The organism is Microvirga sp. GN3, assembly GCF_055792825.1.
The window spans coordinates 33586-54562 of record NZ_JBVVAK010000007.1 but is presented as its reverse complement, the minus strand read 5'-3'; the positions used below and the strand labels follow the sequence as shown (position 1 = coordinate 54562).

The window sequence follows — 20977 nt, the reverse complement described above, 5'->3', positions numbered from 1 at the left end:
CGAAAACGTGAACGCTGAGGGGAACGGATGCGCTTCCGCTCAGGTTCCTCGATCTGGGAGACTTCCGGCCCCGGCCCGGCGGGTGTGGCTTTCCGGCCTGGGGTTGGCTACAAGCCCAGCATCATGATTTCGAGAGATTCGACCTTTGAGCGAGCCGCCTGGCTGGCAGAGCTGCGCGCGACCCTGACTCTGGGCTGGCCGCTGGTGCTTGCAACCCTTGCGCAGACGGCCTTGATCACATCCGACGTCATCCTGATGGGCTGGATGGGATCGGAGGCGCTGGCCGCGGGTGCGCTTGGCACCAATGTCTATTTCGCCTTCCTGATCTTCGGCATCGGCCTCGTCAATGCGACCTCGCCGATGATCGCCGAGGAACTCGGTCGCAAGCGCCATTCCGTGCGCGAGGTCCGACGCACGGTGCGCCAGGGTTTCTGGGCGTCGGCCACCGTCGCCATCCCGATCTGGATCGTGATGTGGAATGGCGAGACGCTCCTGCTGGCGATCGGGCAGGAGCCCGGACTTGCGCATAGCGCCGGCCAGTATGTGCGGGCGCTTCAGTGGAGTCTTCTGCCCTTCCTGCTCTTCCTGGTGCTGCGCTCGTTCCTGGCGGCCCTGGAGCGGCCCGGCTGGGCCCTGTTCATCGGCCTGCTCGCCATCCCGGTCAACTTCGCCGCGGCCTATGCGCTGATGTTCGGCTCCTTCGGTCTGCCGGCCCTCGGGCTGATCGGGGCCGGTCTCGGCACGGTGATCTCGAGCACCTTCATGTTCGTGGCGCTTGCCCTCGTCATTGCCTTTCATCCCCGACTGAAGCGCTATCACATCTTCGGACGCTTCTGGCGGACCGACTGGCCGCGGTATCGTACCCTCTGGCAGATCGGCCTCCCCATCGGCCTCACGCTCACCTTCGAGGTGACGATCTTCAACGCAGCCGCCATGCTGATGGGCCGTCTCGGCGAGAGCGAGCTGGCGGCTCATGCGATCGCCCTGCAGATCGCCTCCTTCTGCTTCTCCGTCCCGCTCGGAATCGGGCAGGCCGTGACGGTGCGCGTGGGCCGGGCCTATGGCGCGCAGGATGCGGAAGGCGTCACCCGCGCCGGCTGGACCTCCTTCGCGCTGGGCACCGGCTTCATGGCCGTGACGGCATCGCTCATGCTGTTCGCGCCCCATCTTCTGATCGGCGCCTTCCTCGACGTGAGCGACCCCAAGAACGCGCTCGTCGTCGATCTGGCGCGCTCATTCCTGGTTCTGGCGGCCATCTTCCAGCTGGCGGACGGCGCGCAGGCGGTCGGCGCCGGGATGCTGCGCGGATTGCAGGATACCCGCGTTCCGATGTTTTTCGCGGCCTTCGGCTATTGGGGAATCGGTCTGCCGCTCGGCGCCATCCTGGCCTTCGGCACCAGCCTTCGCGGCGTCGGCATCTGGATCGGGCTCGCCAGCGCCCTTGCGGTCGTGGCTCTGCTGATGCTGTGGCGCTGGCTGCGCCGCGACAGGCTCGGGCTTGTCACGGCCACCCCGCGGGACGTTCAGGAAGCTTTCGCGAGCTAGAGCATCGGACCCAAAAGTGAATTTTGCACTTTTGGGTCCTCGCACGTCCTCCATCTAAGCCGACGCAATTGCGCCCATCGCCGGGCGCCAAGCACGCGATTTCGCCTTCGCGGCACTCCAGATCACGGCCCGGCCGGCAGAACGATAGCGGACTAAACTAGATCACCTTGGCTTTTCGACCAGAGGCAGCGGTTCGAAATCATCAAATAGTGATGATTTTCCTCTGCGGAAAAGAAACATTATTCAGGCTATATCAGCGCAGATAATAAATTTCTCAGGCTAGTATTTCGAATTATTCCTTCTCTCTGAAGGATGAGCGAGCGTAGAAAAATCCCCACCGCCTTATTCTTGCCTTCTTAAGGCTCAGTTTCACTTCCAACCAAAACGGAAGGGGAGACTGTCCTTGAAGAACATCCTCACCCGGGCATCTGCAATGGTGCCTCTTCTTCTTGTAGCAGCTTGCAATACTACCGCCTCCAACGACCCCGCCACCACAGGATCCATCTCACAAGCGAATTTCGAGACAGGCAAAGCCTTTCAGCGCGGCACGGCTTCCTGGTATGGGCCGGGCTTCCACGGTCGGAAAACAGCCAGTGGCGAGCGCTTCAATTCCAATGACATGACGGCGGCTCACCGGTCCTTGCCATTCGGTACGAGACTCAAGGTCGTGAATGAAACCAATGGCCGCTCGGTGGTCGTCCGGGTGAACGATCGCGGCCCCTTTGCCCATCGGCGAATCATCGACCTCGCCAAGGGTCCTGCTCTGGCTCTCGGACTGACGGCCGCCGGCACGGGCTACGTGTCTTTGCATCGGCTCGATTAGGCGCTTCTTAATCCCTTCCGACGATTCTTGGCCCGATTCGGGACCAAGGGTTGCTTACATGGAATCGAGATCGTCTCAGCCGACGAACGTCATCCGCTTTCCGGGCGCACGCTCGTCAGCCAATCCCCATCGCGATCAACGAAGTCTGATGGATGCGGTTTATGCCGCGGGCTCGTTACCGATCGAGGCGGGCGATCGTGCAACCAAGGTCATGGCTACGCGGCTCACCATCTTCGGCTTCGTCGTGATTGATGAAATGCAGGCGGATGGTACGGCACGTCGGCTTCGTCCCTCCGAGGCGATCCATGCGTCCATGACGTGCCCCTGGCGCGTCTCGAAACCGACGAGCCGCTATCGGATCGACAACGAATGGTCCAAATCGGATAGCGAGCTGTTTGCCGCCCTGCAGGCGTGACGCGAAGCAAAGAACTCGCCTTTTTCATTCCCTGAACTATTTCCTGCCAATTGCTGGCGCTTCAGGGGATGCCGATGCATCTGGTTCAGATTCTTCTGCCGCTTGCCGACAATCGGGGCCGCCGTCTCGACCGCGCGGTTTATGCACGGGTTCGCACGGAGCTGTCCGAGCGGTTCGGTGGCATCACGAGCTTCACCCGTGCGCCGGCGGAAGGCGTCTGGAAAGAAGGCGGCCATACATCTCATGACGATATCGTCGTGTTCGAGGTCATGGCGCGCGAACTCGATCATCCCTGGTGGGAACGCTACCGCGCCGATCTGGAGCGTCGGTTCGAGCAGGAGACCATCGCGATACGCGCGATCAAGGTGGAGATGCTGTAGCGCATCGTGCGGACCCAGAGGGGCCACGCCAGTGAAAAGTGGATCCGGTTTTCGCTGACGCGGCCCTCCGGGTCCGCGAGAACGATGCGCCAATTAAAAACGAGCGTCGGATCAATCCCAAAAGTGCTCTTCACTTTTGGGGCCGGTGCTCGGGAACCCGAGCCGCACTGCCTCGCTTGTCGATGAAAAGCGGAGCACCACAATGGCCAAGCCACTGATCGTTTCCATTCCCCACAATCTCGGCCAGGCTGAAGCGATGCGGCGGCTTCACGGCGGCATGACAGGTCTAAAATCCCAGTTCGGGGACAAGGTCGCTTCCATCGAAGAAACCTGGAGCGGAAACCGTATGGATTTCCGCGTCGGCGCCATGGGTCAGAACGTCAACGGACACCTTGAGGTGATGCAAGATCAGGTCCGCGTCGAAGTGCAATTACCCTGGATTTTGGCGATGATTGCGGAGAAGGCAAAGACCTTCATCCAGAAGCAGGGAACACTGATGCTCGAAAAGAAGTGATGGCAGCTATAGCCATGAATAGCTGTTCATGAAGATGAACGTAGATGGAACCAAATGGCATCGTCTGCGTTGTGTAATCGATTGCGACCGCGACCCTTCGCTGGAGCGCTTCACTTAAAACATCGCCTAATTCACCCTGGACCGGTTTTTTTCGTCCGATCGTGACAGACCCATGTATTTGAGGATCGCGCTATGCATGAGCGTTTGATGACGCAGTCCCGTGCCTTTCGTTCCCCTGCCAAAGCCGATTCGGAAAAACCTCTCCTCGTCTGTTTCTCTCATCTTCGCTGGGATTTCGTCTGGCAGCGCCCGCAGCATCTCTTAAGCCGTGCCGTCAAGCATTACGACGTGTTGTTCATCGAAGAGCCGACCTTCAAGGCAGGCGTGAAGCCGCATATGGATGTGAGCGAGCGGCCGCAGGACGTCACGATCGCCGCGCCGGTTCTGCCGGAGGGGCTGTCGCATGACGACATCATCGCCGAGCAGCATGACCTGATCGAGGAGCTCATTGGCCGTGAAGCCACGAAATCGCGCGTGTTCTGGTACTACACGCCGATGGCCATGGCCTTCACGAGCGATTTCGAGTGCGATCTGTGCGTCTACGACAACATGGATGAGCTCTCGCTCTTTCGAGGCGCATCGCAGCAATTGCTCGATCTGGAAAATGCGCTCTTCGCCCGCTGCGATCTGGTCTTCACCGGCGGCATGAGCCTTTACGAGGCCAAGCGCCATCGTCACCGCAGTGTCCACGGTTTCCCGTCCTCCATCGACTTCCATCACTTCTCCCAAGCGCGCTCGATCGACAGGGATCCCGACGATCAGACGCATATTCCGCATGTCCGCCTTGGATTCTTCGGCGTCGTCGACGAGCGCATGGACATCGATCTCCTGGCTCAAGTCGCCGATCTGCGCCCCGACTGGCAGTTCGTCATGATCGGTCCAGTGGTGAAGATCGACCCTTCGACGCTGCCGCAGCGGCCCAACATTCATTGGCTCGGCGGAAAATCCTACAATGAACTGCCGCAATACCTGTCGGGCTGGGATGTCGGCTTCATGAATTTTGCGCTGAACGAGGCGACGAAATTCATCAGCCCGACCAAGACACCCGAGTTCCTGGCAGCCGGCGTTCCGGTCATCTCGACGCCGATCACCGATGTGGTGCGGCCCTACGGCGAGAAGGGCCTCGTCGAGATCGCCAAGGATGCGAAGGAGGTCGTCGCCAAGGTCGAAGCTATCCTGGCCCGGCCAAGGGAGGCGTGGCTCGCCAAGGTCGACCGCCATCTGGCGGCCGGATCCTGGGACAAGACCTGGGCTTCCATGCGCAAGCTCATGCTGGATGCTACCGGCGATACGACAACCGATCGTCCTACTTCCTCTCTTCCTGTTTATGTCACGACGCCTGCGGAGTGATCTGGAATGTACGACTGGTTGATTGTCGGCGCGGGCTTTGCAGGCAGCGTCCTGGCGGAGCGTCTTGCCACCGAGCGTAACGAGCGCGTCCTTCTCATTGACCGCCGTCCTCATATCGGCGGCAATGCCTATGACCGCTACGACGATGATGGCTTGCTGATCCATCAATATGGCCCGCATATCTTCCACACCAATTCCAGGCAGATCCTCGACTACCTTTCCAGGTTCACAGAATGGCGCTTCTATGAGCATCGGGTGCTGGCGGAAGTCGACGGCATGCTCGTGCCGATCCCGATCAATCTCGATACGGTCAACAAGCTTTATGGATTGAACCTCACCTCGGAGCAGCTTCAGGATTGGTTCGCCGAACGGGCGGAAAAGATCGGCGAGATCAGGACATCGGAGGATGTGGTGGTCTCCGTCGTCGGACGAGAGCTCTACGAAAAATTCTTCCGCGGCTATACCCGCAAGCAATGGGGGCTCGATCCTTCGGAACTCGACAAGTCCGTGACCTCACGCGTGCCGACGCGCACGAATCGGGACGACCGCTACTTCACGGACGAGTTCCAGTTCATGCCGAAGCACGGCTACACGCGGATGTTCGAGAAAATGCTCAGGCATCCGAACATCCATGTGATGACGCAGACCGAATACGATGACGTGAAGAACGTCGTTCCCCATCGCCGCGTCATCTATTGCGGGCCGATCGACGAATACTTCAATTTCCAGTTCGGCAAGCTGCCTTACCGTTCGCTGCGCTTCGATCATGTGACGCTCGACAAGGCCTGGCACCAGCCCGTGGGTGTGGTGAACTATCCGCAGACCCATGATTATACCCGCATCACGGAGTACAAGCACCTGACGGGTCAGGAGCATGCCAAGACGGCGCTTACCTACGAGTATCCATCCGCCGAGGGCGATCCCTATTATCCGATCCCGAAGGCGGAAAATCAGGAACTGTTCAAGAAATACGAGCGGCTCGCCCTGGCGACGCCCGACGTGTGGTTCGTCGGCCGTCTGGCCACCTATCGCTACTACAACATGGACCAGATCGTCGGTCAGGCGCTTGCCACCTTCCGGCGCATCAACGAATCCCTGCCTGTCGGTGCTGACACCACCTCGGTGAAGGTCATGTCGCCATCGGCGGCCAGGGTCTCGTAAGAGACCGTGCTCCCCAGCTTTCGCACATTGCTTAAGAAAAAGAGCGGCGCAGATGTCTCCGCGCCGCTCTTTTCATGAAACGAGATTGAGGATTTTATGCTGCGGCCTCTGCTGCCCGGACGGCCTCTTCCAGGCGCGCAGCGCGGGATTCCACGGCCAGCTCCACCAACGCATCCGTCAGAAGGGTTGCGGTCGGATCGGCCAGGGGCTCGTCCCGGAACAGTCGCAGGGTCGAAGTGACCATGCGTCCGCGCCCATAGGAGCGTTCGACACCGAGCGCCACCGGCTTGTGAATCCAGCCGACCACGAGACCGGCGAACACGCGCGCCTGGAAGTCGAGCAGATTGCAGTTCACGATCACGTAATCCGGCAGCACCCGGTCCATGGTCTCGTCGAGGAGGGGGCCGGAGGGGAAGCGGGCAAAATGGCCCGAGCGACGCAGCCAGCCGAATGACGATGCCCAATCGCCGGACCAGAGGGTGCCGGCGCGCGCCTGCACCCGCACGGCCTGCCAGTGCGGGAAGAACGGATAAAGCGTCATGTCCTCTTCCGGCAGGAGCAGGAGCTTAGCGCCCGCGCGGACATGATCGGCAATGGCCTTGTTGTGCGTGCGGGAGATGATCAGGGTCGATTCCTCGAAGGCACGGGCGATGTTGTAGCCCAGAGCCCGGAAGCGATCGCGGATATCCTCATCCGGCGACCACACCAGTTCGCGCGCATGAACCGGCTTGGTGCGCGTGGGGTGAATGGCGATGTCGTGGTGGTTGTGTGCGATGAGCTTGCCGCCGGGTGCACGCAGATCGAAGCTGATGCGCCGGAGCGACGGCTCATCGACCGCCGGCAGGGGGATTTCGACACGCCCTAAGTTGAAGACGTCGGGTGCCTTGATAACGGGAAGCGGCAGTCGTTCGGTCTCGCTGCAGACCGAGATCTCCAGCTGGCAATCCTCGAGGGGCTGTCCGGCTCCGTGTGCAATGCAGAGCTCAAGGGCAACCGTTTCGCCGGACCAATAGGAAGCGCGCTCCCATTTCGGCGCGATCACCGTGTCCGTATTGATGATGTGGAACAGTTCGTGGAACACGCGCGGGTTCCGGCGCATGTCGAGCAGACCGTTCGATTCCCAATGGCAGTCATGCAGCTCGGTGATGACGTAGCCCGCCAGATTTGGCTTGCGGCGCATCGACTCGATCTCGTACTTCAAGGCGCGGAACTGCTGCCACTGCGCCGCGATGACGAAGCGGCGCAGATCGCCGAAGACGCGATCCATGCTCCAGTCCGAGAAGCGGTTCTCGACGCCGTGGGCATACATCACGCCCTCGCCCCAATCGTGCCCGGTCTCGAACCACCAAGGCTCCTCGCCCTTCTCGTCACGCAGGTCCTTCGGATAGGGCAGGCCCCAATTGCCGAACTCGGAGCACATCAGCGGCTCGCGCCCGGTGATGACCGCATCGCCATGGGGCGAATAGAGCCATGAGGCGCGGCTCGACAATTCGTCGACGAAGATGTCCCACTGCGCCCGATGATCGGGATAGGCCGCATAGAAGTGATAATCCGCGATGTCGGATTCCACGTGGAAGCTCGGAGCGAGCGGTGAGTTGTCGACCACGAGGCGGGTCGGATCGTAGGCTTTCAGCCAGGCGAAGGTGCGCTTGAGCCAGTCGCGGTGATCCGCGTCGTTGACGAGATCGACACCCCAGTTCTCGTTGATGATCGTCCAGATGATGATCGAGGGATGGTTTCCGTCGCGGTCGACGATCCCCTTCAGGAGCTTCTCCTTGCGCCCGCGGGAGCGGTCGGTGGCCATGCCGCCGTTCGGCAGCTCGGTCCAGATGAGAACGCCCATCCGGTCCGCCACTTCGTAATAGCGCGGATCGGCCGCCTTGATGTGGCAGCGCAGGCAGTTGAGGCCCAGTTCCTTCACTTTGCGGAATTGGTCTTCCAGGAATTCTACGGACGGCACGGTGCAGATCGTGTCCGGATAGTAGTCCTGGTCGAGAGCGGAGCGCAGGTAAAGCGGTTCGCCGTTGAGATAGAACTTGCCGTTGCGCGTCTCGATGGAGCGAAAGCCGAAATGATCCGCGATCTCGTCCTTCACCTCGCCGTTGCGCCTGAGTTCGAGGCGGATACGATAGAGGTTGGGATGGTCCGGTGACCAGGCGCGCACATCGTCGAGCGTGAACTCGAACGGCATGGAGGTGACGCCGACCTGCGTCTCGTGCATCTCATCGAGCACCACGTCGCCCGACGGATCCGTGACCTCGATGCGGATCTGGGTTGCGTCCGTCAGCGGACGCGCGAAGAACACGCCCGATGTCACCCGTCCCGTCGTCAGGTTGGGAACGAGGCGGACACGGCTCATGTGATCGGAGATGCGGCGTTCGAGACAGACCGACTGCCAGATGCCTGAGAGCGGGCCGTACCAGCTCTGCTTGCCGAACGGGATTTCAGCAAAGGGCGAATCCGGGAACTCGGCCGGGTTGTCGGTCGGGCTGTCGACGCGGACTTTGATCTCGTTCGCGCCCGGCTTGAGGTAGGCCGTCACATCGAACGAGAAGGGCAGGAACCCGCCCTCGTTGTGGCCGACCATCTCACCGTTGATGAAGACCTTCGTATTGTGAAAGACGGCGCCGAAGCGGATCCAGACACTGTCATGCAGCCAGGCTTCGTCGATCTCGATCGTCCTGCGGTAGATGCCGATGCCGGCGCGCATGCGCAGATCCGCAAACTGGGCCTGCCAGGGACTCGGCACCGTGATCTGGCGAACCTCCGCCGGGCCCGACAGACGGTCGTCGGCCACATGCAAAAATTCCCAAGTCCCGTCCAGACTGATGCGATTGTCCTGCATGATATCTCCTTGAATCAGAGATTACCCAAAGGTTTTGAAAGCGGCGAAAACATGACTGACGGCAAGCAATGCGGGAAGGCATCCGGCCTGCGACATCGCGTGTCCCCGAAGCGCGTTCGACCCATCGGCCCCTCGTCTCTGACTGTCGTCGGTGGCCCGTCTCGAACAACGGAGAAACGCTTCATTTGATCCCGGGGATGGGACGAACCGGGAACCTCCGACCGGCAGGGTGGCGAGAGGGCCAGGAACCCGCTCTTTCATCTCGCGTTGCCCTGACAATGCCGAGCCGCGCTGCTCGCCCGACAAACCACTTTTTAAAGAGGCTAGAGATGGCTCAACAGATTCCTGACGATCGCGTCCGACAGGGACCCCCGGGCCGCCCGGTCCTGGGTGTTCTGATCGGGGCGCTTCTGCTCGCTGGCGTCGCGATTTCCGGCTATATGCTGTGGGTCGGTTCCACGTCACCTGACCATCCCGGAACCGATGCGGCCCGCGCCAATGTGACGGGTTCGACCACTGGCTCGTCCGCCAATCCCACCGACCGCGTCTCCCCTGCAAACCCGGCCTATCCTGCGCCTGGGGCCCAGCCTTCGGCCAACGAAGCGCCGAAGCCGTAACGCTTTTTCCCTTAGGGAAGCCGGGAGAGGCCATCATCCTCTCCCGGCTTTTTTGTTGCGCTTCGGTGCCCGGGCGGCGACTTTTCGCCGTAATGATTCGCAAAGAACCGGCCCGCCGACGCATTGCGCTGCAAAAGCGAAGCCGAGCTTCGGCCTGGAACAACGCGCTTCTTCAAAAGGGGAGCACCGGATCGATCCGGTGCTCTAGGGTAGACTGAATGACGAGTATTGGCATGAAGCGGCTCTTCGGGGCCGCTGTGATTGCGTTGAGCATTGCAGCAGGCGGCGCGTCCTATGCACAGCAGGCTCAGACCTCCCCCAATACCCAGCCTCAGGCTCAAACCCCGGCCGCCGCTCCGCCCCAAGCTGCTCCCGCTCCTGTAGCGGCAGCCCCCGCCACCTCGATTTCGGCCGAGACGAAGGCTGCCCGCGCCAAGCTCGACGGCTTCAAGGCCGATCTCGATCAGAAGGAAGCGGCGATCCAGGGCCGGACCATGTCCGACGCGGATCTGCAGAACATTCGCGTGCAGATCGAACCGATTATCGGCGAGATCCGCGCCGTCATCGACGAACAGACCCCGAAGCTCGAGGCCAGCAAGCAGCGCCTGAGCCAGCTCGGGCCGAAGCCGGACAAAGGCCAGCCTGAGGAGAGCGCCGACGTTGCCCGCGATCGCGCTGAGCGTGAGGCGGCCGTGGCGGAGCTCGACGAGACCCAGCGGCTCGGGCGCGCCCTGCTCGTCCAGGCCGAGCAGCTGAACACCCAGATCGGCGATTTGCGCCGGGCGGGCTTTACCCGCGCCCTGTTCGAGCAGAGCGACGGGATCGTCAGCCCCAACCTGTGGATGAACGTGGTGCAGGCCGTTCCGCGGGAACTGCGGGCGCTGCGGATCGTCCTGGGCGACGCCCTGGAGCAGCTCCAGCGCAACACTTCGCTCGGCGTGCTGCTTGTTCTCGGCCTCGCCATCGGCGCGGCCATCGCGCTTTATGCCGGGCGACGCTCGATTGCCCCACGTCTCGTCAAGCGCGATCCCGCCATAACCGATCCCGCGCGCCGCAGCCGTCTTCTGGCCGCTCTGGGCGTCCTGATCCTGGGAGCAGGTCCGGCCATCGCCGGCAGCTGGATCGTCTGGGTGGCCTTCGATTCCGCCGATGTCGTCCCACCGCGGCTGGAGCAGGTTGTCAAAGCTCTCCTGAGCGGCCTCGCCTTCATCGCCTTCGTGCGCGCCCTGATCGATGCCATCCTGGCGCCGGACCATACCCCCTGGCGGCTGATTCCGGTCAGGGATGCCTCCGCCACGCGGTTCATGAGCTTCTCCGTTACCCTGGCGACTGTCATGGTCGCCGGCAAGGTGATCGAGGCGTTCAACACGGCCATTGCCGCGGCCCTGCCCGTCACCGTCATCACCCGGGCGGTCTTTGCCCTGGCGGCGGCTCTGATCTTCGCCGAGCTGCTGCGGCGCTTCGCAACCCGAGAAACGCAGGACGAGGCCTGCCTCGGGCCCTACGTCGCGCAGGATGTGGACGTTGGCGGGCCTCTGCGCAGCCTCGGCTGGTTCCTCGTGGCCCTCATCGTCGGCAGCGTGCTCGGCGGCTATGTGGCGCTGGCCTCCTTCCTGGTCGATCAGGCGGTCTGGATCTCCATCGTCATCGCGCTGCTGGTCCTGGGTGTCGCACTTGCCGACGAGTTCATCGGCGGCTCCCTGCGCGGTCAAACCAAGCTCGCCACGGCGCTGCAGGCCAATACCGGCCTGCGCCGTCGTTCCCTGGAGCAGATCGGCGTTCTGGGCAGCGGCGTGGCGCGGCTCGCCCTCATCATCGTCGGCATCCTGCTGGTGCTCGCCCCTTGGGGCATCGAATCGGCCGATGTGACGGGCTCCCTGCGGGCGGTGTTCTTCGGCTTCAATGTCGGCGACGTCACGATCTCCCTGTCGTCGATCCTCATTGCGGCCCTGCTGTTCGCCGCGGGCTTCGCCATCACGCGCGTGATCCAGCGCTGGCTCAACAACACCTTCCTGCCAGCGACCGAACTCGATGCGGGCCTGCGCAATTCGATCAGCACTGCAGCGGGCTATGTCGGCATCATTATCGCGGGTGTGATGGCCTTCACCTATCTCGGCCTCAGCCTGGAGCGAGTGACCATCGTGGCCGGTGCGCTCTCGGTCGGTATCGGTTTCGGCCTGCAATCCATCGTCAACAACTTCATCTCCGGCCTGATCCTGCTCTGGGAGCGCCCGATCCGCGTCGGCGATCTTGTGGTCGTCGGCGACGGCGAGGGCTATGTGCGCCGGATCAATGTGCGCTCGACCGAGATCCAGGCTTTCGACCGCTCAATGATCATCGTGCCGAACTCGAACCTGATCTCCGGCATCGTGCGCAACCGCGTGCGCAACGATCGCGTCGGGCGCGTGCTCGTCTCGGTTCCGGTTCCCCGCGCGTCTGATCCGGATCAGGTGGCGGAGATCATGCGCAAGGCTGCGCTCGCCCACCGAGAGGTGATGAGCGAGCCTCCGCCGCGGGTTTTGTTCAAGAAGGTGACGGAAAACACCATCGATTTCGATCTCATCTGTTTCGTGGACGATATCGATGCGGCCGGGCGCGTCTCGAGCGACATCTATTTCGAGATCTTCCGCGGCCTGCGCAAAGCCGGAATCGGCGTTCCCGTGCCGGCCCCAGCCCTCGAACCGGAAGAGGAGCCGCAGGACAAGGCTCCGAAGGCGGAGGAGAAAGAGGACGAAACCTTAACCCTTCTCAAGGATAAGACGCCTGCATGAAGCGTCTTATCCTCTTGATCCTTCCCGCCCTCGCTCTCGCCGCCTGCCAGAGCGAGAAGCCTGTCCAGCGCAGCCAGACTCCGAGCTTTTACGTCTCCATGGCCAATGCCAGTGCCGAGGTGGACGCCGCCATGGCGCGCGACATGATCGGCGCCTATCGCGGCAACAACGGCTTGCGGCCCCTGACCCTCGATCCCGATCTCCAGGCTGCCGCCCAGGCGGAGGCCGATGCCATGGCGAGGGCCGACAAGCCGAGTTCCGCCGAGGCCTTCAAGGCCCGGCTGGCTGCGAGGGGATTTGCCGCACCGGCGGCAAACCTTTCCGCGGGCTACCACACGCTGGCCGAGGCCTTCTCGGGCTGGCGCGAGAGTCCGCAGCACAACCGCGTCCTTCTCGACGCGAAAGCGACACGGATCGGGATTGCGACGGCCTATGCGCCGAATTCCAAGTACAAGGTTTACTGGGTCCTCGCGCTGGCATCCGACAAGCGCTGATCAGTCTCAGGGCCCAGAACGGCAGCGTTTGGAACATTCGCCGAGCGAGCGCGCTTTAGCTTGAGGAACTCCCAAGCTGAAAAGAGTGCGCGTCTCGACACATGCCCGATTTCGACCCCAAACTGGGCAGGCAGCTGCCTCCGCCCCCTGCGACAGGAAGTGAACAGGAAGTCGGTCCCGGGCAAGGCAACACGCTGGCGAAAGAAGCCGCTAATGCGGCTGCCCATCATCCGGAGCCTCCGCATCCTCATGAGATGGCCCCGAGCATCGTGCGCGAGCTGTACCTGCTCTTTCGCGACATGCTCCGGCACGGCAAGGGCTGGCCGATGCTGCGGCTGTCGGCCGCCATTCTCGTCATCCTCGTCTGCAACATGGTCGGTCAGGTCCGGCTCAACGAATGGAACGGCGCCTTCTTCGATGCGGTCGAGAAGCGCGATACCTCCGCATTCCTCCATCAGCTTCTTGTCTTCCTAGTCATCGTCGTCGTGCTCCTGGCGCTGGTGGTGGCGCAGACCTGGCTGCAGGAGCGTCTCAAGATCCGGTTGCGGCAGCGTCTGACGCAGGTGCTGCTCGATATCTGGCTCAAGCCGAACCGGGCCTACCAGCTCGGCTTCATGGGCGAAAGCAGCGCCCAACCGGACCAGCGGATGCAGGAGGATTGCCGTCTCTTTTCCGAGCTCTCGACGGAGCTCGGGGTCGGCATGCTGCAGGCTTTCCTCCTCCTCGTGAGTTTCATCGGTGTCCTGTGGGCACTGTCCGGTCCCGTGAGCTTCACTTTAAGCGGCCGTGAGATCACGATCCCCGGCTACATGGTCTGGGTCGCCGTCGGTTATGCCGGTATCGGCTCCGGTCTCACCTGGCTCGTCGGTCGCCCGATGATCCGCCTCAACACGCTCCGCTACGCCCGCGAGGCCGAGTTGCGCTTCGCGCTCGTGCGCGTGAACGAGAGCTCAGAGAGCGTCGCTCTCTACAATGGAGAGCCGGACGAGCGCCGCAACCTCGATGAATTCGTCGAAGCCGTCCTCACGGCGTCCCGGCGCCTTTCCAGCGGTCTCGCCCGCCTGACCTGGATCACCTCCGGTTACGGCTGGCTGGCCATCGTAGTGCCGATCCTGGCGGCGGCACCGGACTATTTCTCGGGACGCCTCTCGTTCGGCGAGATGATGATGGTGGTCGGCGCCTTCAATCAGGTGCAATCGGCCTTGCGCTACTTCGTCGACAATTTCCCGAAGATCGCCGATTGGCGTTCCGCCGTCCTGCGCGTTGCCACCTTTCGGCAGGCCGCCATCGATCTCGAGGAGGTTGCGGCCGAGACCCGCCAGATCGAGATCGGGCCTCATCCCAAGGACTACCTCAGCTTCGAAGGCGTTTCGATTGCGCTCAGCGATGGCAGCATCCTCATTGAGGATGCAACGGCGGAGATCCAGCCCGGCGAGCGGGTGCTGATCATGGGCGAGTCGGGCGCTGGCAAGAGCACGCTGTTTCGCGCCATTTCCGGTCTCTGGCCCTGGGGATCGGGCCGGATCCGCATCCCCAAGCCCGAGGAAATGATGTTCTTGCCGCAGCGGCCCTATCTGCCTCTGGGCACGCTGAGGGCGGCCATCAGCTATCCAGCCTCGCCCGAAACCTTCAACGATGCCCAATTGAGGGAGGCCCTCGATCGCTGCGGACTGGGCGAATTCGTCGAGATGCTCGACAAGCATGAGCGCTGGGACAAGAGCCTGTCGCTCGGCCAGCAGCAGCGTGTGGCGTTTGCCCGCTTGTTGCTGCACAAGCCCCGATGGGTGTTCATGGACGAGGCGACCTCCGCGCTCGACGAGGAGAATCAGGCGTCCATGCTGGCGCTGTTCGAGAACGAATTGAAGGGTGCGAGCGTTCTGTCAATCGGACACCGGCCCGGCCTTGAGGAGTTTCACACCCGAACGCTCCACATCCGCAAGACCAAGGAAGGGGCCATTCTTCTGGCCCGTCCCCGGTCGCGACCGAATGGGCGCTCGCAATCGAAGCTCGGACCGAAATGGATCGGGCGCTTTCGCCGGAGCCTGAAGCCGGCCCGGGGCCGGGCATGATGAGAAGCGACCCGAAAGGTTCCGGCTTTTCAAGCGGGGTGAAGTGCGTAAATCTTGATCGGAGACGGAATGCCCGTCGTCACGTTCGCAGGTAGATCCCCATGCGGCTGATCAGGCTTTATATCCGTGTGTTGGGCGAGCTCGGATCCGATATGAAGGTCGGCGCGCTGCTGGCCCTGGCCAACATCGCCCTCGCGATCTCGGCTTTTGCGGAGCCCATCCTGTTCGGGCGCATCATCGATGTTCTCACCCGTGCCCAGGCGGCGAATGCCGTGCCTGTGACCTTCGGCACATTGACTCCTCTCATTCTCGCCTGGGTGGCGTTCGGATTGTTCTCCATCGGCGCAGGCGCGCTCGTGGCGCTGCATGCGGACCGTCTCGCGCATCGTCGGCGACTGGCCGTGGTGGCGAATTACTTCGAGCACGTTCTCGAACTGCCGCTTGCCTTCCATACCTCGACCCATTCGGGCCGCGTGCTGAAGGTGATGCTGGAGGGCTCGGGCGCCATGTCCTGGCTCTGGCTCGGCTTCTTCCGCGAGCATCTCTCGGCGATCATTGCGCTTTGCGTGCTGCTGCCGCTCACCGTGTTCCTGAACTGGCGCCTGGGCCTGCTTCTCGTCGCGCTTGTGGGCGTCTTCACATTTCTCACCGCGATCGTTCTGCGCAAGACGGAAACCCTGCAGGGGACGGTCGAGCGCTATCACTCGAGCCTCGCCGAGCATGCTTCGGATGCGCTCGGCAACGTGCCGGTGATTCAGTCCTTCACCCGCGTCGAGGCCGAGAGCCGCTCGCTGCGGTCCATTATCCAACAATTGCTGCAGGCGCAGAATCCGGTCTTGTCCTGGTGGGCTCTGGCCTCCGTCGCCTCCCGAGCCTCTGCCACGATCACAGTCACGGCGATCTTCCTGATGGGCACTTGGCTGCACCTGAACGGCTTGGCCACCATCGGCGAGATTGTCATGTTCATGAGCATGGCCACCATGCTGATCGGGAGGCTGGAGCAGGCGGTGAGCTTCATCAACCAGCTCTTCATGCAGGCGCCGAAGCTGCAGGAATTCTTCGAGATCCTGGACACGGCTCCCGTCGTTCATGACCGCGCCAATGCCAGGAACGTGGAACGGTATCGGGGCACCGTCGTCTTCGACAATGTGAGCTTCTCCTATGATGGCAAGCGCTCCGCTGTGCAGGACGTGTCCTTCGCCGTTCGCTCGGGTGAGAACGTGGCGCTGGTCGGCGCCACCGGCTCCGGCAAGTCGACCACTTTGGGTCTTCTGCACCGCGCCTTCGATCCGCAATCGGGCAGCATCCGCATCGACGATCTCGACATCCGCGATGTCACGCTCTCGTCCCTGCGGCGCAATATCGGCGTGGTGTTCCAGGAACCGATGCTGTTTGCCCGCACCATCCGCGAGAACCTGCAGGTCGGGCGGCCCGACGCCACCGATGCGGAGATGATCGAGGCCCTGGAACGCGCGCAGGCGATCGAATTCATCTCGCGCCAATCGGAAGGCCTCGATACGGTCATCGGCGAGCGCGGACGCTCTCTCTCCGGCGGCGAGCGCCAGCGTTTGTCCATTGCCCGCGCGCTGTTGAAGAACCCGCCGATTCTCATTCTCGATGAGGCGACGAGCGCGCTCGATGCCGCCACGGAACGCAAGCTGCAGTTGGCGCTGGACGAAGTGATGAAGGGGCGCACGACCTTTGTCATTGCCCACCGTCTCGCGACCATCCGCAACGCCCACCGCATCCTGGTCTTCGATCAGGGGCGGGTGATCGAGACTGGCACCTTCGAGGAACTCGTCGCGAAGGGCGGCCGGTTCGCGGAGCTAGCCAAGGCGCAGTTCATGGCCACCGAGGAGCCTCCTCCGAAGCGGGTGAGAGTCTCGGCGCACGCGTGAGGCAGGCCTTCGATCCGCGGACACAGGGCGTCCGCCACCGGGTCAACGGTGTGACGCTTCATGCCGTCGAGTCAGGACCTGCGGATGGGCCGCTGGTGATCCTGCTCCACGGCTTTCCCGAGTTCTGGTGGGGGTGGCGTTATCAGGTCGGCCCCTTGGCGGAAGCGGGCTTTCGCGTGCTCGTGCCGGACCAGCGCGGCTACAACTTGAGCGACAAGCCCGAAGGCCGGCGTGCCTATGATCTCGATACGCTTGCGAAGGATGTGGTCGGATTGGCGGATACGCTCGGGCGCAGGACATTTTCCGTGGTGGGCCACGATTGGGGCGGGCTCGTCGCCTGGTGGACGGCTTCGCGCTATCCCGATCGCGTTGAAAAGCTCGTCGTCCTCAACGCACCCCATCCGAGCGTCGCCGGATCCTATATGCGCTCGCATCCGAGCCAGATGCTGAAAAGCCTCTATGTCGGGTTCTTCCAGATTCCACTTCTGCCTGAGTCCATGCTCTCGGCGAACGGTTATCGCAGCCTCAAGGATGCGCTCCTGCGCACGAGCCGTCGCGGCACGTTCTCGGACGAGGATATCGCTCGATACGAGAAAGCCTGGTCGCAGCCCGGCGCGCTCACGACCATGCTCAATTGGTATCGGGCGCTGCCATTCAAGCCCGACATGAAGGATTCAACTGTTCGATCCCCAACACTTGTTGTTTGGGGAATTCGCGACCGTTTTTTGGAGAAGGGTTTGGCGGAAGCAAGTCTCGCCTTATGCCAGTCAGGCGATATTCGCTGGATTGAGAATGCCACTCATTGGGTCCAGCATGAAGAGCCCGATGCCGTGAACGCGGCGCTGCTGGATTTTCTGAAATCCTGAACTTACTCCGCCCTGGCACGGACCTGCGTAAGTGGCATGATCCTGAGCGCCATGATCCGGTTGCGCGACTTGCGCAGCACCTGGAAGCGGAAGCCGTGGAAGGTGAAGATCTGGCCCGTGTCGGGGATGGTCTGGGCTTCGTGAATGACGAGGCCCGCGATGGTGGTGGCTTCCTCGTCCGGCAGGTTCCAGTCCATAGCGCGGTTGAGGTCGCGGATCGGCACGGAGCCGTCGACATTGACCGAGCCGTTGGGCTGCGGACGCACGCCTTGGACCGAGAGATCGTGCTCATCCTTGATGTCGCCGACGATCTCTTCGAGGATATCCTCGAGCGTCACCAAACCCATCACCTCGCCGTACTCGTCGACGACGAGCGCGAAATGCGTCTTCTTGGCGAGGAAGGCCTTCAACTGGTCGCGCAGGGAGGTGGTATCCGGCACGAACCAGGTTTCCAGCGCGATCGCCTCCACTTTCAGCCTGCTCGCATCGCCGCCGACCGCGTCGAGTGCTCGCAGCAGGTCCTTGGCGTGGAGCACGCCGACAATGTTCTCCTGGCTCTCGCGCCAGAGCGGCATGCGGGTATAGGGCGAGGAAAGCACCTCGCGCACGATCTCTTCCGAGGACAGATCCGCGTTGATGGTGCGCATCTTGGTGCGGTGGACCATGACCTCCGAGACCGTCAGGTCTTCGAGGTCGAGGAGACCGCCGAGCATGTCGCGTTCCACCTTGGCGACGCCGCCTTCCTTGTGCAGTAAAGCGACCTGTCCGCGGATCTCCTCGCTGGCCGATAGGATCGGTGTGTTCTCGCCGATGCGAATGCCGAAGGGCCGCAGCATGAGCTTCACGAGCCGCTCGATGGCGATTGCCAGCGGCCCCAGCAGCGCCACGGCCCATGACATCGGCCGCGAAAGGAAAAGCGACACGGTCTCCGGCGAAGAGATAGCGACGGTCTTCGGCAGCACCTCGGCGAAGACGATCACCAGAACCGACATGATGATTGTGGCGTAGATCGCGCCCTCGTCGCCGAAGATCGCCACGAGCACGCTGGTGGCGAAGGCGGAGACGCCGATATTGACGATGTTGTTGCCGATCAGCACCGTGCCGATGAAGCGCTCGCGGATTTCGAGCAGGCGATTCACCAGCTTGGCGCGCCGGTCGCCGCCCTTTTCCAGAACCAGCATGCGGGAGCGCGATGTGCCCGTAAAAGCCGTCTCGCCGGCCGAGAAGAAGGCGGAGAGCAGAAGGCAGAAGATGACGACCAGGGCCGCAAACCAGAGATCGCCGGAGGATTCTTCGATCATGACCGTGACGGTTTAAGTTCGCTTTCCAGGAAGGCGCGGACCTTGTCGGCCTCGATGCCGGGAGCGATGAAGCTCTGTCCGATGCCTCGCGCCAGGATGAAGGTCAGGGCGCCACCCTTCACCTTCTTGTCCTGGGCCATGGCGTTGAGAAGCTCGTCGACCGTGCCGCAGCCTCCGGGAATATGGGCGAGACGCGTGGGAAGTCCCGCGGCCGACAGATGCGCCTCGACGCGCTCTGCATCCGCCGCTGAACAGAGACCAAGCGAGGCGGAGAAGCGGAAAGCAAGAGCTAGGCCAATGGCGACGCCTTCGCCATGGACGAGGCGTGCGGAATCATAACGCGTGATCTTTTCCAGCGCATGGCCGAAGGTATGGCCGAGATTGAGCAGCGCCCGGTCACCGTTCTCGTGCTCGTCGCGCACCACCACGTCGGCCTTGGCGCGGCAGCTCTGCGCCACGGCCTCGTCCCGCTCGGGGCCGCCGGCGAAGACGCCCTGCCAGTTCGCCTCGCACCAGGCAAAGAAGCGCGCGTCGTCGATCAGGCCGTATTTCGCCACCTCCGCATAGCCGGCGCGCATTTCGCGGATCGGGAGCGTGTCGAGGAGGGCGGTGTCGGCGAGAACGAGGCTCGGCTGGTGGAAGGCGCCGACGAGGTTCTTGCCGTGGCGGGAGTTGATGCCCGTCTTGCCGCCGACCGAGGAATCGACCTGGGAGAGCAGAGTGGTCGGCACCTGAACGAAGCGCACGCCCCGGCGCACCACGGCGGCCGCGAAGCCTGCGAGATCCCCGATCACACCGCCGCCCAGCGCCACCACGAGATCGCCGCGCTCGATCTTCGCGGCCAGCACCGCGTCGCAGACCTGTTCCAGGCTGGCATAGGATTTGGTGGCCTCGCCGGGAGGAAGCGTGATCACGGAGGTGCGCAACCCTTGCGCTTCCAGGGACTTTGACAGCGCCTCGACATAAAGCGGGCCGACGTGCTCGTCGGTCACGATGGCGGCTGCGCGGGCGCCTAAGCCTGCGATCCGCGTTCCTGCCGTCCCAATCAGGCCGCGCCCGACCAGGATGTCATAGGCCCTGTCGCCGAGCGGGACCGGAACCGTGATCAAGGATGGGCTTTCCATCCGGGCGGCTGCGCTCGTCATGGTGCGGCGCTCCCTTGTCTTTCTTTCTCGAACCACTCGCCCAAGGCTTTGACGATGTCGGCGACCACCCGGTCATGCGGCGCCTCGTGGGAGTCGATGGTGATGTCCGCCGTGGCATAGACCGGATAGCGCAGCTCCATCAGGCGACGCATGGTGCCTTCCGGGTCCGGGTTCTGCAGGAGAGGGCGGGTCGTCCGCTTGCGGACGCGGCGCATGAGGATGTCGAGGTCGGCCTTGAGCCAGAGCGAGAGGCCCTGCTCGGCGATGCGGCTCTGGGTCTCCTCGTTCATGAAGGCGCCGCCGCCGGTGGCGAGCACGATCGGGCCTTCCTGCAGGAGGCGGGCGATTACACGGCGTTCGCCGTCACGAAAATGATCCTCGCCATGGATGGCGAAGATTTCCGGGATGGTCATGCCGGCCGCGGCCTCGATCTCGTGATCGGCGTCACGGAAAGGCAGCTTGAGCGTCTGCGCGAGCCTGCGGCCCACGGTGCTCTTTCCGGCGCCCATGAGCCCGACGAGCACAAGTGATCGCGTGCCAAGCTGGCGGCTGATGGGATGGCCGCGCTGGCTTGCCTGGTCTTGCCCGCCGACTTCATCGAGCGAATTGAAGCGGCTGATATTGTTCATGTGCCATGTCCTAGCACGGGCGCGGCGCCCTGTCACAAGGGCGTTATCCTCCTATCCCTGCCAAACTTAGCCGATGCGAGGGGCTTGCCTTCAA

The 20977-nt window shown here is 62.7% G+C and carries 17 protein-coding genes; 13 read left to right on the top strand and 4 right to left on the bottom strand.

What is annotated here, in order from left to right:
• Nucleotides 1–123: 123 nt before the first annotated feature.
• The 7 genes from ACS5Q1_RS05695 to glf all read left to right on the top strand — a co-directional run bounded on the left by ACS5Q1_RS05695 (nucleotide 124) and on the right by glf (nucleotide 6248).
• Complete coding sequence (locus ACS5Q1_RS05695; RefSeq protein WP_473097332.1) at nucleotides 124–1545, top strand: MATE family efflux transporter; 1422 nt, start codon at nucleotides 124–126, stop codon at nucleotides 1543–1545.
• A gap of 403 nt (nucleotides 1546–1948) precedes the next feature.
• Nucleotides 1949–2368 carry a septal ring lytic transglycosylase RlpA family protein gene (locus ACS5Q1_RS05690; RefSeq protein ID WP_473097273.1) on the top strand — a complete coding sequence of 140 codons (420 nt, stop codon included), beginning with the start codon at nucleotides 1949–1951 and terminating at the stop codon, nucleotides 2366–2368.
• A gap of 58 nt (nucleotides 2369–2426) precedes the next feature.
• Nucleotides 2427–2783 (top strand): hypothetical protein, encoded by a 357-nt coding sequence (locus tag ACS5Q1_RS05685; RefSeq protein WP_473097272.1) that lies wholly within the window; start codon nucleotides 2427–2429, stop codon nucleotides 2781–2783.
• A gap of 74 nt (nucleotides 2784–2857) precedes the next feature.
• Entirely contained in the window at nucleotides 2858–3163 is a 306-nt protein-coding gene (locus tag ACS5Q1_RS05680) for a hypothetical protein (RefSeq protein WP_203442124.1), read from the top strand.
• Nucleotides 3164–3365: 202 nt separating this feature from the next.
• Nucleotides 3366–3677 (top strand): polyhydroxyalkanoic acid system family protein, encoded by a 312-nt coding sequence (locus ACS5Q1_RS05675; protein ID WP_473097271.1) that lies wholly within the window; start codon nucleotides 3366–3368, stop codon nucleotides 3675–3677.
• A gap of 207 nt (nucleotides 3678–3884) precedes the next feature.
• A complete protein-coding gene (locus tag ACS5Q1_RS05670) occupies nucleotides 3885–5087 on the top strand; it encodes a glycosyltransferase (protein ID WP_473097269.1) in 1203 nt (400 codons plus the stop codon).
• Nucleotides 5088–5093: 6 nt separating this feature from the next.
• Nucleotides 5094–6248 (top strand): UDP-galactopyranose mutase, encoded by a 1155-nt coding sequence (glf, locus tag ACS5Q1_RS05665; protein ID WP_473097268.1) that lies wholly within the window; start codon nucleotides 5094–5096, stop codon nucleotides 6246–6248.
• A gap of 94 nt (nucleotides 6249–6342) precedes the next feature.
• On the opposite strand, the gene ACS5Q1_RS05660 is transcribed toward glf, so the two are convergent.
• Entirely contained in the window at nucleotides 6343–9093 is a 2751-nt protein-coding gene (locus ACS5Q1_RS05660) for a glycoside hydrolase family 2 protein (RefSeq protein WP_473097267.1), read from the bottom strand.
• A 329-nt stretch (nucleotides 9094–9422) separates the two neighbouring features.
• Between ACS5Q1_RS05660 and ACS5Q1_RS05655 the strand changes: the two genes are divergently transcribed.
• The 6 genes from ACS5Q1_RS05655 (at nucleotide 9423) to ACS5Q1_RS05630 (ending at nucleotide 17808) form a co-directional block, all read left to right on the top strand.
• Nucleotides 9423–9710 carry a hypothetical protein gene (locus ACS5Q1_RS05655; protein WP_473097266.1) on the top strand — a complete coding sequence of 96 codons (288 nt, stop codon included), beginning with the start codon at nucleotides 9423–9425 and terminating at the stop codon, nucleotides 9708–9710.
• Between the two features lie 218 nt (nucleotides 9711–9928).
• Nucleotides 9929–12481, top strand: a complete 2553-nt coding sequence (locus ACS5Q1_RS05650) for a DUF3772 domain-containing protein (RefSeq protein ID WP_473097265.1) — start codon at nucleotides 9929–9931, stop codon at nucleotides 12479–12481.
• Nucleotides 12478–12975, top strand: coding sequence for a CAP domain-containing protein (locus ACS5Q1_RS05645; RefSeq protein WP_473097264.1), 498 nt, complete (start codon nucleotides 12478–12480; stop codon nucleotides 12973–12975). The genes ACS5Q1_RS05650 and ACS5Q1_RS05645 overlap by 4 nt, the downstream gene beginning before the upstream one ends.
• Before the next feature lie 101 nt (nucleotides 12976–13076).
• Nucleotides 13077–15044, top strand: a complete 1968-nt coding sequence (locus tag ACS5Q1_RS05640; RefSeq protein WP_473097263.1) for an ABC transporter ATP-binding protein/permease — start codon at nucleotides 13077–13079, stop codon at nucleotides 15042–15044.
• A 101-nt stretch (nucleotides 15045–15145) separates the two neighbouring features.
• Nucleotides 15146–16942: a glucan ABC transporter ATP-binding protein/ permease gene (locus ACS5Q1_RS05635; protein WP_473097262.1), complete on the top strand. Its 1797-nt coding sequence runs from the start codon at nucleotides 15146–15148 to the stop codon at nucleotides 16940–16942.
• Nucleotides 16939–17808: an alpha/beta fold hydrolase gene (locus ACS5Q1_RS05630; RefSeq protein ID WP_473097261.1), complete on the top strand. Its 870-nt coding sequence runs from the start codon at nucleotides 16939–16941 to the stop codon at nucleotides 17806–17808. The genes ACS5Q1_RS05635 and ACS5Q1_RS05630 overlap by 4 nt, the downstream gene beginning before the upstream one ends.
• Nucleotides 17809–17810: 2 nt before the next feature.
• Here ACS5Q1_RS05630 and ACS5Q1_RS05625 read toward each other — a convergent pair whose 3' ends face one another.
• Genes ACS5Q1_RS05625 through ACS5Q1_RS05615 form a run of 3 tightly spaced genes read right to left on the bottom strand, consistent with a single transcriptional unit; the run spans nucleotide 17811 to nucleotide 20883 of the window.
• Entirely contained in the window at nucleotides 17811–19109 is a 1299-nt protein-coding gene (locus tag ACS5Q1_RS05625) for an HlyC/CorC family transporter (RefSeq protein WP_473097260.1), read from the bottom strand.
• Nucleotides 19106–20254: a 3-dehydroquinate synthase gene (gene aroB, locus ACS5Q1_RS05620; protein ID WP_473097259.1), complete on the bottom strand. Its 1149-nt coding sequence runs from the start codon at nucleotides 20252–20254 to the stop codon at nucleotides 19106–19108. The genes ACS5Q1_RS05625 and aroB overlap by 4 nt, the downstream gene beginning before the upstream one ends.
• On the bottom strand, nucleotides 20251–20883 hold the full coding sequence (locus tag ACS5Q1_RS05615) for a shikimate kinase (protein ID WP_473097258.1): 633 nt from the start codon (nucleotides 20881–20883) through the stop codon (nucleotides 20251–20253). Before ACS5Q1_RS05615 ends, aroB begins: the two co-directional genes overlap by 4 nt.
• Between the last annotated feature and the right edge of the window lie 94 nt (nucleotides 20884–20977).

What these genes read in the sequence shown, in the direction of transcription:
- ACS5Q1_RS05615 (WP_473097258.1), bottom strand. Translation starts at nt 20,883, where the DNA reads ATGAACAATATCAGCCGCTTCAATTCGCTCGATGAAGTCGGCGGGCAA.
- ACS5Q1_RS05695 (WP_473097332.1), top strand. Translation starts at nt 124, where the DNA reads ATGATTTCGAGAGATTCGACCTTTGAGCGAGCCGCCTGGCTGGCAGAG.
- aroB (WP_473097259.1), bottom strand. Translation starts at nt 20,254, where the DNA reads ATGACGAGCGCAGCCGCCCGGATGGAAAGCCCATCCTTGATCACGGTT.
- ACS5Q1_RS05640 (WP_473097263.1), top strand. Translation starts at nt 13,077, where the DNA reads ATGCCCGATTTCGACCCCAAACTGGGCAGGCAGCTGCCTCCGCCCCCT.
- glf (WP_473097268.1), top strand. Translation starts at nt 5,094, where the DNA reads ATGTACGACTGGTTGATTGTCGGCGCGGGCTTTGCAGGCAGCGTCCTG.
- ACS5Q1_RS05655 (WP_473097266.1), top strand. Translation starts at nt 9,423, where the DNA reads ATGGCTCAACAGATTCCTGACGATCGCGTCCGACAGGGACCCCCGGGC.
- ACS5Q1_RS05625 (WP_473097260.1), bottom strand. Translation starts at nt 19,109, where the DNA reads ATGATCGAAGAATCCTCCGGCGATCTCTGGTTTGCGGCCCTGGTCGTC.
- ACS5Q1_RS05680 (WP_203442124.1), top strand. Translation starts at nt 2,858, where the DNA reads ATGCATCTGGTTCAGATTCTTCTGCCGCTTGCCGACAATCGGGGCCGC.
- ACS5Q1_RS05645 (WP_473097264.1), top strand. Translation starts at nt 12,478, where the DNA reads ATGAAGCGTCTTATCCTCTTGATCCTTCCCGCCCTCGCTCTCGCCGCC.
- ACS5Q1_RS05650 (WP_473097265.1), top strand. Translation starts at nt 9,929, where the DNA reads ATGACGAGTATTGGCATGAAGCGGCTCTTCGGGGCCGCTGTGATTGCG.
- ACS5Q1_RS05660 (WP_473097267.1), bottom strand. Translation starts at nt 9,093, where the DNA reads ATGCAGGACAATCGCATCAGTCTGGACGGGACTTGGGAATTTTTGCAT.
- ACS5Q1_RS05670 (WP_473097269.1), top strand. Translation starts at nt 3,885, where the DNA reads ATGACGCAGTCCCGTGCCTTTCGTTCCCCTGCCAAAGCCGATTCGGAA.
- ACS5Q1_RS05675 (WP_473097271.1), top strand. Translation starts at nt 3,366, where the DNA reads ATGGCCAAGCCACTGATCGTTTCCATTCCCCACAATCTCGGCCAGGCT.
- ACS5Q1_RS05685 (WP_473097272.1), top strand. Translation starts at nt 2,427, where the DNA reads ATGGAATCGAGATCGTCTCAGCCGACGAACGTCATCCGCTTTCCGGGC.
- ACS5Q1_RS05635 (WP_473097262.1), top strand. Translation starts at nt 15,146, where the DNA reads ATGCGGCTGATCAGGCTTTATATCCGTGTGTTGGGCGAGCTCGGATCC.